12 protein-coding genes are annotated in these 12,170 nt (G+C 72.7%); 8 read left to right on the forward strand and 4 right to left on the reverse strand.

Going from position 1 to position 12,170, the window contains the following annotated elements; translation table 11 throughout:
* The first annotated feature begins 35 nt into the window (after nucleotides 1-35).
* Together DEI91_RS00370 and DEI91_RS00375 are read left to right on the forward strand one after the other, a co-directional pair.
* Nucleotides 36-473 (forward strand): MarR family winged helix-turn-helix transcriptional regulator, encoded by a 438-nt coding sequence (locus tag DEI91_RS00370; RefSeq protein ID WP_111050433.1) that lies wholly within the window; start codon nucleotides 36-38, stop codon nucleotides 471-473.
* Between the two features lie 55 nt (nucleotides 474-528).
* Entirely contained in the window at nucleotides 529-1,557 is a 1,029-nt protein-coding gene (locus DEI91_RS00375) for an LCP family protein (protein WP_111050434.1), read from the forward strand.
* Nucleotides 1,558-1,667: 110 nt separating this feature from the next.
* Here the strand turns inward: DEI91_RS00375 and DEI91_RS00380 are convergent, their stop codons facing one another.
* The 4 genes from DEI91_RS00380 to DEI91_RS00395 all read right to left on the reverse strand — a co-directional run bounded on the left by DEI91_RS00380 (nucleotide 1,668) and on the right by DEI91_RS00395 (nucleotide 5,483).
* Complete coding sequence (locus DEI91_RS00380; protein WP_111050435.1) at nucleotides 1,668-2,357, reverse strand: transglycosylase family protein; 690 nt, start codon at nucleotides 2,355-2,357, stop codon at nucleotides 1,668-1,670.
* A 339-nt stretch (nucleotides 2,358-2,696) separates the two neighbouring features.
* A complete protein-coding gene (gene rlmC / locus DEI91_RS00385; RefSeq protein ID WP_111050436.1) occupies nucleotides 2,697-3,848 on the reverse strand; it encodes a 23S rRNA (uracil(747)-C(5))-methyltransferase RlmC in 1,152 nt (383 codons plus the stop codon).
* A 17-nt stretch (nucleotides 3,849-3,865) separates the two neighbouring features.
* Nucleotides 3,866-4,768, reverse strand: a complete 903-nt coding sequence (locus tag DEI91_RS00390) for an SMP-30/gluconolactonase/LRE family protein (protein ID WP_258374234.1) — start codon at nucleotides 4,766-4,768, stop codon at nucleotides 3,866-3,868.
* Nucleotides 4,769-4,862: 94 nt separating this feature from the next.
* A complete protein-coding gene (locus DEI91_RS00395) occupies nucleotides 4,863-5,483 on the reverse strand; it encodes a DedA family protein (RefSeq protein ID WP_181439406.1) in 621 nt (206 codons plus the stop codon).
* A 228-nt stretch (nucleotides 5,484-5,711) separates the two neighbouring features.
* Here DEI91_RS00395 and DEI91_RS00400 point away from each other — a divergent pair, with 228 nt between their 5' ends.
* The 6 genes from DEI91_RS00400 to mnhG are packed head-to-tail and all read left to right on the forward strand — an operon-like array spanning nucleotide 5,712 to nucleotide 12,159.
* Nucleotides 5,712-8,585 (forward strand): Na+/H+ antiporter subunit A, encoded by a 2,874-nt coding sequence (locus DEI91_RS00400; RefSeq protein ID WP_111050438.1) that lies wholly within the window; start codon nucleotides 5,712-5,714, stop codon nucleotides 8,583-8,585.
* Nucleotides 8,582-9,067, forward strand: coding sequence for a Na(+)/H(+) antiporter subunit C (locus DEI91_RS00405; protein WP_111050439.1), 486 nt, complete (start codon nucleotides 8,582-8,584; stop codon nucleotides 9,065-9,067). Before DEI91_RS00400 ends, DEI91_RS00405 begins: the two co-directional genes overlap by 4 nt.
* On the forward strand, nucleotides 9,064-10,809 hold the full coding sequence (locus tag DEI91_RS00410) for a Na+/H+ antiporter subunit D (protein WP_111050440.1): 1,746 nt from the start codon (nucleotides 9,064-9,066) through the stop codon (nucleotides 10,807-10,809). The genes DEI91_RS00405 and DEI91_RS00410 overlap by 4 nt, the downstream gene beginning before the upstream one ends.
* Nucleotides 10,806-11,387: a Na+/H+ antiporter subunit E gene (locus tag DEI91_RS00415; RefSeq protein WP_111050441.1), complete on the forward strand. Its 582-nt coding sequence runs from the start codon at nucleotides 10,806-10,808 to the stop codon at nucleotides 11,385-11,387. Before DEI91_RS00410 ends, DEI91_RS00415 begins: the two co-directional genes overlap by 4 nt.
* On the forward strand, nucleotides 11,384-11,797 hold the full coding sequence (locus DEI91_RS00420) for a hypothetical protein (RefSeq protein ID WP_111050442.1): 414 nt from the start codon (nucleotides 11,384-11,386) through the stop codon (nucleotides 11,795-11,797). Before DEI91_RS00415 ends, DEI91_RS00420 begins: the two co-directional genes overlap by 4 nt.
* Nucleotides 11,794-12,159, forward strand: coding sequence for a monovalent cation/H(+) antiporter subunit G (gene mnhG / locus DEI91_RS00425; protein WP_111050443.1), 366 nt, complete (start codon nucleotides 11,794-11,796; stop codon nucleotides 12,157-12,159). The genes DEI91_RS00420 and mnhG overlap by 4 nt, the downstream gene beginning before the upstream one ends.
* The last annotated feature ends 11 nt before the right edge of the window (nucleotides 12,160-12,170 follow it).

The following is a 12,170-nucleotide window of genomic DNA, read 5'->3' on the forward strand; positions in this document are numbered from 1 at the left end:
CCGCAGCGCCGTGCGCCCCATCGTAGACTCGGGCCATGGAGGACGAGTCCGCACAGTGGCCGATCGGCCGCCTGCTCGCCGCGGCCTCCCGCGCCGTCGAACGTGAATGGGACGAGCGACTCCGGGCCATCGGCCTGCAGCACGCCGCACTCATCGCCCTCGACATCGCCCTCCGGAACGGACCGACCGGTGCCGACGTCATCGCGAGGGCCGCCCGGGTCCAGCCCCAGACCATGTCCCGCACCCTCGAACGACTCGAGCGCGACGGGATGATCGAGCGCGGCCCACACCCGGACGACGGACGCCGCCGGGTGGTGACGGTGACCGAGCACGGACGACGGATGTGGGAGACCGCGCGGCACATCGAGCGCGAGGTCCTGCCGGACGACCCGGAGCTGCGCCGACGGCTCGGAGCGATCCTCGCCGGCGCGCGGGCCCATCGGACGGACACCGGCCCTGCTCGTGCAATCTGACATGTGACACACTGGTGGTGTCGGCGCCAGGGCCGACCTGTCCCCAGGGAGTCGGATGTCCGGTCGCCGTGCCGCGGTTCGCACCTCGCGTCACCGCCCGCTGCTCGTCGCACTGCTCGCCACCGTCGGGTCGCTCACCGCGGTCGCCACGGTGCTCGCCGTCGTCCTCAGCACCTTCATCGGGGGTCTGGCCCAGCGCTACGACGCAGGACGGACGGTGCTCGATGACCCCTTCCCCAGCGGAGGACGACCGCACGACGACGGGGAGGCGCTGGACGTCCTGCTCATCGGGTCGGACTCGCGGGAACGGCTCGACCCGCAGCACGACGGCGCAGCCGGTGGCAGGTCCGACACCCTGATGCTCGCGCACGTCTCGGGCGACCGCAGGCACGTCTCCCTCATGTCGATCCTCCGCGACTCCTGGGTCGACGTGCCGGGACACGGCAGGGCGAAGATCAACGCCGCCTACTCGTGGGGTGGCGTCCCGCTCACCGTGCAGACCGTCGAACAGCTCCTCGGCGTGCGGATCGACCACGTGGCCGAGATCGACTTCGCCGGCTTCGTCGGGATGACCGACGCGCTCGGCGGGGTCACGGTGCAGTCCCCGGAGGCCTTCGACGCCCGCGGGCACCACTTCGTCCAGGGGCCGAACGAACTCGACGGGGCAGCAGCACTCACCTTCGTCCGGGAGCGCTACGCCTTCCCGGACGCCGACCGCACCCGTGTCCGCAACCAGCAGGCGTTCATGCGGGCCCTCCTCGACCGGGTCCTGTCGAGCGACACCCTGACCGACCCCGCGGCCGTGCAGCGGTTCGTGAGCGCGACCAGCGCCCACCTGTCGGTCGACCCGGGGCTCACCTTCGCGGCCCTGGTCGACCTCGGCTGGTCGCTCCGCGGGATCAGCCCGCACGACCTCGAGACGTTCACACTGCCGACGGCCGGGGGCGGCACCAGCCCGGACGGCCAGGCCTACGTCGAGGTGGACCGTCCCGAACTGACCAGCCTGTCGATCGCGCTGCGGTCCGACGAGGTCGGCCGATGGCTCGCCGAGCACGCCGCAGGGCACGCCACGGCCACGGGCTGAGTCGGCACGGGCCGAGGCGGAACGGGCTCGATCGGCACGGGCCGCACACGACGAAGCGCCCCACGACCGAGGTCGTGGGGCGCTTCCGATCGGCCGCGTGACGCGCTGCGTCAGGCCGGGAGCTGCAGGGTCTGCCCCGCGTAGATGAGGTTGGCGTCGTCGATGGTCGACGTGTTCGCCGCCCACAGCTGCTTCCAGCCACCCTCGATGCCGAGCTTCGTCGCGATGGAGTCGAGCGTGTCGCCGGACACCACCTTGACGGTCTTGCCGCTCGTGGGCACCGCGGCCGGCTTGCTCGCGGTCGCCGACGGAGCCGGCGTGCTCGGGGCCGCCTTCGGAGCCGGTGCGGGCGCCGCCTGCTGCGCCGGGGCCGCCTGCTGCGCGGGCGCCGCCGGGGCGGCGGGGGCCGGTGCCGGCGCGGCCGGCTGCTGGACCGGTGCCGGCGCCGCGCCACTGGTGCCGCTCAGGCCCAGCTTCGCGGAGCAGGCCGGCCAGGCGCCCCAGCCCTGCGAGGCCAGGACGTTCTCGGCCACGGCGATCTGCGTCTCGCGGCTCGCGGCGGCCGGGCTGCCGGTGCCGCCGTTCGCCGCCCAGGTGCTCTGCGTGAACTGCAGGCCGCCGTAGTAGCCGTTGCCGGTGTTCGCGGCCCAGTTGCCGCTGGCCTCGCATGCTGCCAGGGCGTCCCAGGTCGAGCCGCTGGCCGCACTCGCCGGTGCAGCCGCGAGACCGACGCCCGTCGCGGCGAGGCCGGCGAAGGCGAGTCCGCCGACGAGGGCGCGGGTTCGGGTGTGGTTCTTCATGTCGTTGCTCCACCGGGGTCGCACTCGTCGTTCCCGACGCCGGCTGCCCACCCCGACCGATCGCGGTCAGTCTGATGGCGTCACCGGGGGCAGCCTCCGCGCCGGTGTCACGGGGGGCAACCATAGGAAGATCTCGCTCGTTATCAAACCGAGACAAAGGGTTCTGCCCATCAGTGGTATGTACCCCTCCCCGCATCGGGTGGAGCCCGATCGCCGCGCCGCTGGCGATCGGGTTGTACCCGGGTACACGACCTTCCGAGTTCCCTGGCAATCGCGGTCCGGACCGTATCCGGGACGGACGGGAGGCTCGCGGCACGCCCGCACCGCACCTCCCGACCGTCAGTCCCGCGACAGCAGGGTGACCGCTTCGAGGTGCCCGGTCTGCGGGAACATGTCGAGCACGCGTGCCCGCCGCAACCGGAACGACGGCATCGCCGCGAGGTCGCGCGCCAGGGTCACCGGGTTGCAGCTCGAGTAGACGACGTGGCGCACGTCCGACGACTCGAACCACCCTGCGAGCTCGGCCCCGATGCCGCGCCGTGGCGGGTTGACGACCACGAGCTCGGGCGTCGCGTCGGGACGGGCGCGGAGGGCGTGCGCCGTGGCGTCGTCCGCGGCGAAGCGGACGTCGGTCAGGCCGGCCTCGCGGGCGGACTGCTTCGCGGACACGATCGCTTCCCGGCTCGTCTCGATGCCGGTCACCGCACGACCCGGCCGTGCCGCGTGCAGCGCGAACCCGCCGACGCCGCAGTACAGGTCCCACATCGACGCCGGGTCGACCTCGTCGATCCACGCGGACGCCTGCGCGTACAGCTGCGTCGCGACGGACGTGTTCGTCTGGAAGAAGCTCTGCGGGCGCAGGTGCATCGTCACGGGGCCGAGGCGCATCGGGAGCGTCTGCTGCTCGGTGAGCACGACCTCCCGGTCCCCCTCCGTGACGGCCTTGTGCTCCGGCAGGAGGTTCGCGGTCACGACGACCACGTGCGGCAGGACCCGACGGAGCTCGTCGAGGTGGTCCCGGAGCCGCGGGAGCTGCCCCTCGGAGCGGAGGACGAACCGCACCATGAGCCCGCCGTCGGGCGACTCGGTGACGAGCACGTACTTCAGCTCGCCGCGGCGCTGGCGGACGTCGTACGGGATGAGTCCGGCGGACGAGACGAACCCGGCGAGCACCGGGAGCGCCCGCTGGATGCCCGGCGTGCAGATCCCGCAGTGGCGCAGGTCGACGCCGCGCTGACGCTCGTCGAGGATCCCGACGGTGGGGTGCTGCACGGAGCCGCCGACGACCATCTTCGCCTTGTTGCGGTACCCCGACTCCGGACTCGTGACCGCAGGGAGCCACTCGACCGATCCGGGTCCGCCGGCGGCCTCGACCGCGTCGGCGAGGAGCTCCCGCGTCCGGAGTTCCTTGTCGAGCACCTGGTCGCCGTATGGCTGACCCATGAGGGTGCACGACCGGCACACCCCGCGGTCGAAGTAGTCGCACTGCATGGCCGGGTCAGGATACGTCAGCGACGGGCGGCGTCCCGGGTCGTGGTCCGGATGCGGTGCACGGACGTCGTCGCCGTGATGAAGAGGGTGCGCCCGTCGTCGCCGCCGAAGCAGAGGTTCGACACGACCTCGGGGACCGGGACCATGCCGATCCGGGCCCCGTCCGCGGTGTACACGACGACCCCGAGGGCGGAGGACGACCAGATCCGTCCGGCCTCGTCGACGCGGATGCCGTCCGGCACGCCCTCGTCCGGGGCGGAACGCACCAGGTCGCGGCCGTTCTTCACCCGGAGGCCCGGCGCCCCGGCCGCGTCCGGGTCCACTCCGACGTCGTACGCGCGGATCACCGGCCGGTTCCGGTCCGAGCTCGCGACGTACAGCACGCGCTCGTCGGGCGAGAACGCCAGGCCGTTGGGCTCGTCGACGTCGAGGACGACCGGGCGGAGGTCCTCGCCGTCCGGTCCGCAGCGGAACACCCAGTGGTCGCCGTACTCGCGCACGCCGGGGTGCCCTTCGCGGGGCTGCGTGATGCCGTACGCGGGGTCGGTGAACCACACGCTGCCGTCCCGGGTGACGACGACGTCGTTCGGCGAGTTGTAGCGGACCCCTCCCCAGGACGACGTGACCGGCGTCACGGTGCCGTCCCGGTCACGCTCGACCCGGCGCAGCCCGTGCGAGCACTGCACCACCGATCCGTCCCGGTCGAGGGTCCGGCCGTTCGTGTACTCCACGTCGTCGGCGTACACCGACACCGTGCCCTCCGCCGCGGACCACTGCATGATCCGGTCGCCGGGGATGTCCGACCAGCGGAGCGTGCGGGTCGTCGGGATCCAGCACGGCCCCTCGGCCCAGGTGCTGCCGGTGTCGAGGGTCTCGAGCGCGGTGGGGTCGGGGACGAGGTCGGTGATCGACTCGGACACGGGTCCTCCTCCGGACGCGGACGGTCCCGCCACCCTACGGGCGTGGGTCGGTGCGGCACCCGGTCCGTCGCGGCCGGTCGGTCGCCGGGGGCTCTCAGCGCGCCGCGACCGCTCCGCTGTGTCGGCGCACGGCCTTCTCGACCGCCGAGATGCCGAGCCCGAGCAGGATCGACGCCACGACCGCCACCACCGTCACGAGGAACGGCTGGTCACGGCTCCAGCTCCCGGTCGCCGCCGCGATCGCCACGCAGTACGCCGCCCACACCACGTCGGCGAGCAGGCAGGCGAACAGGAACCGTCGGGCGTCGAGCCCGCTGTCGGCACCGACCAGGTTCGTGGTGAGCCGTCCCATCGGGATGAACCGGCCGAGGACCGCGATGCGCCCGGGGGCTGCGCGGTAGCGCTCGTCGATCGCCTCCCGGGCCTTCCGGACCTTCGGCCGCGCGAACCACGACTTCGAGCCGAGGTCGGCCGACCGGGCCAGGTGGTAGAGCCCGAGGTCGCCGAGCACCATGCCGATCGTCGCCGCGACGACGAGGAGGAGGACCGGCAGGAGCCCGCCGTCGCCACCGACCAGGAGCGTGCCGATCGCCACCACCATCGCCTGGCTCGGCAGGAACACCGCGACGCTGCCGACGGCGAGCACGAGACCGACGGCGAGGAACGCCCACGGGGTGCCGACGAGGTGCAGCACCGCCTGTTCTGCTGCGTCCACCCGGTCACCCTCCGCGGCGCGCGGGAAGGCGCCGTCCACCCGATCATCCCAGATCGGCGGGCGAGGACGCGTCCGGACGAGCAGGCTGGACGCGTCGGCCGGACCGAGCAGTCTCCCCCGGCGCGGAGGATCCTGTCCGGCCGCACAGGCTCTGCTCATGCACCTCTCCGTAGGCTGTGAGGTACCAAGAGAGCCGGACTGCAGCCCGACCCCCGAGGAGGTGCCCGTTTGTCCACCGTCCTCATCGCGTTCGGCGTGATCGCACTCGTCGTCCCCGCACTCACCCCCCTGCTCGGGCGACGCGTGTTCTTCGTCGCCGCTCTCGCGCCCGCGGCCGCCGCCGTCCTGACGGTGACACAGACGTCCGCCGCACTCGGCGACGGTGTCACGGAGCGGGTGCGGTGGATCCCGCAACTCGCGCTCGACCTGGCGTTCCGGGTCGATGCCCTGTCGTGGGTGCTCGCGCTCGTCGTCACCGCGGTCGGCGCACTCGTGCTCGTCTACTGCGCGTCGTACTTCGACGCCGACGAGCCCGGACTCGGTCGGTTCGCTGGCGTCCTGACCGCGTTCGCCGGGTCGATGTACGGCCTGGTGATCGCCGACGACGTCATCGTGCTGTTCGTCCTGTGGGAGGCCACGACGGTCTTCTCGTACCTGCTCATCGGCCACGACGCCGTGAAGCGGGCCAGTCGTGCAGCGGCCATGCAGGCGCTCGTCGTCACCACCGCGGGCGGGCTCGCGATGCTGGCCGGTCTCGTGGTCATCTCGGTCGCCGCCGGGACGACCTCGCTGTCCGGCATCGTCGCCGCTCCCCCGACCGGCACCGCGGTGTCGGTGTCCGTCGTGCTCGTGCTCGTCGGCGCGCTGACGAAGTCCGCGATCGTGCCGTTCCACTTCTGGCTGCCGGCCGCGATGGCCGCGCCGACCCCGGTGAGCGCGTACCTGCACGCCGCCGCGATGGTGAAGGCGGGGATCTACCTCGTCGCGCGCCTCGCCCCGGCGTTCGCGCTCATGGACGGCTGGCGCGAGACGGTGACGGTCCTCGGTGTGCTCGGGATGCTCGTCGGCGGGTACCGGGCGCTCCGGCAGACCGACCTCAAGCTCCTGCTCGCCTACGGCACCGTGGCCCAGCTCGGCTTCCTGCTGCTCGCCGCCGGGTGGGGTGCGCCGGAGATCGCACTCGGCGGCATCGTGCTGCTCGTGGCCCACGCCACCTTCAAGTCGACGCTGTTCCTGGTCGTCGGGACGGTCGACCACGTCGCCGGCACCCGGGACCTCGGGAAGCTCAGCGGTCTGGGCCGACGCCTCCCCTGGCTGGCCGCGGTCGCCGTGCTCGCGCTCGCGTCGATGTCCGGGATCCCGCCGCTCGTCGGCTTCGTCGCGAAGGAGGCCGTGCTCACCGGCTTCGTCGAGGAGCTGCACGGCACGGACGCGGTGTGGGCCTGGACCGCACTCGTGGGCATCACCGTCGGCTCGGCCCTGACCGTGGCGTACTCCTGCCGGTTCTTCTGGGGCACCTTCGCCCGCAAGGCCGGGGTCCCGCAGACCGAGCCGCACGCCCTGCACGGGATGGGGGCCGTCCCGTCGCTGCTCGGCGTCACCGGACTCGCGCTCGGCCTCGCGACCCCGTTCGTCGCGCACGGCTTCGAGTCCGCCGCCGCGGCCGCCCGGCACGGCTCCGGCGAGGTCCCGCACCTGGCGCTGTGGCACGGGCTCGAGCCAGCGCTCGGCATCTCCGCGCTGACGCTCGTCGCCGGTGTTGCCCTGTTCCTCGTCCGCACCCGGGTGGAGGCCGTGCAGCACCGCCTGGCCGGGTCCCCCTCGGCGTCGGGCACCTACCGCCGGCTCATGCGGGCACTCGACCGGTTCGCCACCTGGCTGACCGCCAGCCTGCAGCGCGGTTCGCTGCCGTACTACCTGACGGTGATCCTGTCGGTCTTCGTCGCCGGCGCGCTGCTCAACCTGGTCGTGGGCGGCCCGTGGGAGTTCCACGTCCGCTTCGCCGACACGTGGGGACAGCTCCCGGTCGTCGTCGTGATGTCGTTCGCCGCGGTGGCCGTGCTCGCTGCGAAGACCCGGTTCGCGGCCGCCGTGCTGGTCGGGGTCACCGGGTACGGGACGTCGATCCTGTTCCTGCTGCACGGCGCCGTCGACCTCGCGTTGACGCAGCTCGTCGTGGAGACCGTCACGCTCATCGCCTTCGTGCTCGTGCTCCGGCGCCTGCCCCCGAAGATCGGCACCGCCAACCCGTCGCGCTTCCGGGTCCTCCGGGCGCTGTTCGCCGCGCTCGCCGGCCTCACCCTCGCGATCGTCGTCATCGTCGCCGCCTCGGCCCGCACCGCCCGGCCGCTCTGGCCGGACCTGCCCGCGCTGACGAGCTCGTTCGGCCACGGGCTCAACGTCGTCAACGTCGCACTGGTCGACCTCCGCGGCTGGGACACCCTCGGGGAGCTCACCGTCGTCGTGGCCGCCGCGACCGGCGTCGCCAGCCTCATCTTCGTGAAGTCCCGCGAGGACACCCTGCCCCGACTCCGGGACATGCCGGCCGGGGTCGCGAACGGTGACGACCGCGCCGACGGGGAGCCGCGCGCCTGGCTGCCGACGAGCGCGGCGATCCCCACCGGCCGCTCCGCCCTGCTCGACATCGTCGTGCGCCTGCTGTTCCACGGCCTGGTCGTGCTGTCGATCTACCTGCTCTTCGCCGGGCACAACGCGGTCGGCGGCGGGTTCGCGGGCGGTCTCATCGCCGGCATCGCCCTCGCCGCCCGGTACCTCGCCGGCGGTCCGGCCGAGCTCGGGGCCGCGGCGCCGATCCGGGCCGGGCGCCTGCTCGGGCTCGGCGTCGCCACGGCCGCGGTCACGGCTCTGGTACCGATGGTCGCCGGCAAGGAGGCGCTGTACTCCGAGTTCTTCGAGGCGACCGTGCCCGTGCTCGGCCACGTCGAGTTCGTCACCGCCACGTTCTTCGACATCGGCGTGTACCTCGTCGTCGTCGGGCTCGTGCTCGACGTCCTCCGCTCACTCGGCGCCGAGGTGGACCGCCAGCGCATCGAGGACCGTCGCACACCCGCCGCCGACACCATGGAGGGAACCAGCGCATGACCGTCACCCTCGTCCTCGTCATCGCGATGGCCGTGCTGTTCTCGTGCGGCGTCTACCTGCTCCTCGAGCGTTCCCTGACCCGGATGCTGCTCGGCTTCCTGCTCCTCGGGAACGCACTGAACCTGCTGCTCCTGACGATGTCGGGCGCCGCGGGTGGCCCGCCCATCGGGAAGTCCGCGGAGGGCATCACCGACCCGCTCCCCCAGGCCTTCGCGCTCACCGCGATCGTCATCACCTTCGCGGTGAGCGCGTTCCTCCTCGCGCTCATCCACCGCTCGTGGCGGCTGTCCCGCGCCGACGAGGTCGCGGTGGACGAGGCGGACGTCGCGATCCGGCAGGACCGCCAGGACCCAACCGACGACGACCCGGAACTCGCCGAGGAGGACGACGCGGCACCACCGGACCCGAAGGCCCCCGAGGACGAGGACGACCCGCACATCAGCGCCCCGCAGGACACCGACCGAGAGCAGGCCCGCCCGTGACCGCCCTCGTCCCGCTCCTGGTCCTCGTCCCCCTGCTCGGGGCCGCCGTCGCCCTCGGCCTGCTCCGGCACCAGCAGCTGCAGCGCGCCATCACCGTCGCGGTGCTCGTCATCGCGGTCGCGGTCGCGGTCACGCTCATGGTGCTCGTCGACCGGCACGGCACCATCGTCGTGCAGGTCGGCGGGTGGCAGGCGCCGTACGGCATCTCGCTCGTGGTCGACCGGTTGAGCGCCCTGCTCCTGACCGTGTCGGCGTCGGTGCTGCTCGTCGTCCTGCTGTTCTCGATCGGCCAGGGCCTGGCGGACGACGACGAGGACGCGCCGGTCACGATCTTCTACCCGACGTACCTCGTCCTCGCGGCGGGCGTCCTCGACTCGTTCATCGCCGGCGACCTGTTCAACCTGTACGTGGCGTTCGAGATGCTCCTGGTCGCCAGCTACGTGCTCATCACCGTCGGCGGCAGCGTGCAGCGGGTCCGGGCCGGCACGACGTACATCATCACGAGCCTCATCTCGTCCTCGATCTTCCTCGCCGCCATCGGGCTGGTCTACGGCGCGACCGGCACCGTGAACATCGCCCAGATCAGCGAGCGGATGGCCGACCTGCCCGAGCACGTCCAGCTCCTGCTGCACACGATGCTGCTCATCGGCTTCGGCATCAAGGCCGCGGTGTTCCCGCTCGCCTTCTGGCTGCCGGACTCGTACCCGACGGCCCCGGCCCCGGTGACGGCGGTGTTCGCGGGCCTGCTGACGAAGGTCGGCATCTACGCGATCATCCGGCTGGAGACGATCATCTTCCCGCGGCCGCAGCTCAACACGGTCCTGATGGTGGTCGCCGCCCTGACGATGATCGTCGGCGTGCTCGGCGCGGTCTCGCAGACCGACGTGAAACGGCTGCTGTCCTTCACCCTGATCAGCCACATCGGCTTCATGGTGATGGGCATCGGCCTCGGGTCGGTGGTCGGCACCGCGGCGGCGGTCTTCTACACGGTGCACCACATCGTCGTGCAGACGACCCTGTTCCTCGTGTCCGGGCTGATGGAACGCGTGGGCGGCACGACGTCGACACGCTCGCTCGGCGGCCTCCTCCGGGCGGCCCCGCTCCTCGCGGCGCTCTACCTGGTCCCGGCGTTCAACCTCGGCGGGATCCCGCCGTTCTCCGGCTTCATCGGCAAGCTCGGCCTGTTCCGCGCCGCGGCCGAGGACGGCTCGCCCCTCGCGTACGTGACCATCGGTGCCGGGGTCGTGACGAGCCTCCTGACCCTGTACGCGCTGATGCGCGTCTGGGACGCCGCCTTCTGGCGACCGAAGCCCGCCGCCGAGGCGGCCGCGCCGCACGCGAGCGTCGCGGAGCCGCACGAGCACCTCCGGGCGCCCGAACCGGCGCCCGTCACCGTGCCCGAGGACGCGGGCGAGGACGCGGCCGACGGCCGGACGGGAGGCGCAGCCCCCGCCGGTACGCCCGGTGCGGTCGTCCGCGCCCCGGCCGGGGACGGTTCGGTCGGCACGCTCGACGACCCGACCCGTTCCGACGCGCACCGCCAGGGCGATGCGCCGTCCTCCGAGCACGCCCGGTCCTCGCTCCCCCGCATGATGGTCGCGGTGACGACGGTGGCCGTGCTCGGCTCGGTCGCCCTGACGGTCGTCGCCGGACCGCTCTACGGCTACGCGACCCGCGCTGCCGAGTCACTCGAGTCGCCGGACCGCTACGTGCAGGCCGTGCTCGGAGGTGACGCGCGATGAGCGACTCCCGCCGCTACACGAACGCGCGCCGGATGGCCCTGGCGTGGCGGTACGACGTGCCCCTGGTCGCCGGCCTCACCGTGCTGTGGGCGCTGCTGTGGGGCAACTGGACACCCCTCACCCTGCTCTGCGGCCTCGTCGTCGCGCTGCTCGTCACGCAGCTGTTGCCGCTGCCGCCGGTCCCGCTGTCCGCCCGGTTCTCCGTGCTCCACGTGCTCCGGTTCCTCGTCGTGTGGGCCGGGTACGTGGTCGCGGCGTCGTTCCGGGTCGCGTGGGTGGCCGTCCGGCCGCGGGGCGTCCGGACGAGCTCGATCGTCCTCGTCCAGCTGCACACCACCTCGGAGATGACCTTCACGCTGTCCACCATCGCGATCTCGCTCGTCCCGGGGTCCTACGTCATCGACGAGGACCTGCGGCGCCGGCGCCTGCTGCTGCACGTGCTCGACACCGAACGCACCGATCAGGTGGACCACGCCCGGCGTGAGGCGATGACCATCGAGGCGCTCGTCATCCGCGCGATCGGGTCGAAGCAGGACGTGTCCGAGCTGTCCGAGCCGCTGCCGGAGGTGACCCGGTGACCGCCGCCGTCGTCGTCATGGGCGTCGGGATCGCCCTCGTGCTCCTGCTCCTCGGCGCGACGCTCGCGCTGGCGGTGGGCCGGATCGTCCGCGGACCGACCATCCTCGACCGGATGATCGGGTCGGACATGGTGCTCACCACCGTGCTGCTCGTCATCGCCGCGGCGATCGTCGTCCGGCAGGACCTCAGTGCGGTCCCGGTGCTCGTCGTCATCGCCGCGACGAGCGTCTTCGCGACCGTGGCGGTCGCACGGGCCGTCACGCCCTCCACCGACCCCGAGGACGAGGGCATGGACGCCACCACGCCGGAGCATGCCGTCCAGGCAGCGGACGAAGCTGCGGTCGCCGGCCAGGCCGACGACGCCGCGGCCGAGGACGAGCACGGCCACACGGCAGGAGGTCGGCGATGACCGAGATGACGGACATGCTCCAGGCGTTCCTCGACGACGCCGGGATCCGCGCCTGGATCGCCCTCGCGCTGCTGCTCGTCGGGGCATCGCTGTCCCTGGCCGCGGCGATCGGCATCGTGCGCTTCCCGGACCCGCTGGTCCGGCTGCACGCGATGTCGAAGCCGCAGGTGCTCGGCCTTGCCTGCTGTCTGGCGGCGGTCGTCGTCGCGGTCTGGACCTGGACGGCGTTCTGGGTGGTCCTGCCGGCGATGGTGTTCCAGCTCGCCCTCGTGCCGGTGTCGACGCACATGATCGCCCGCGCCGGGCTGCGCTCGGGCGACTACCGGCACGAGGACCTGCTGGTCGACGACACCGAGGCCTGACCGCCGGCAGG

The organism is Curtobacterium sp. MCBD17_032 (assembly GCF_003234855.1).
Classification (GTDB): Bacteria; Actinomycetota; Actinomycetes; order Actinomycetales; family Microbacteriaceae; genus Curtobacterium.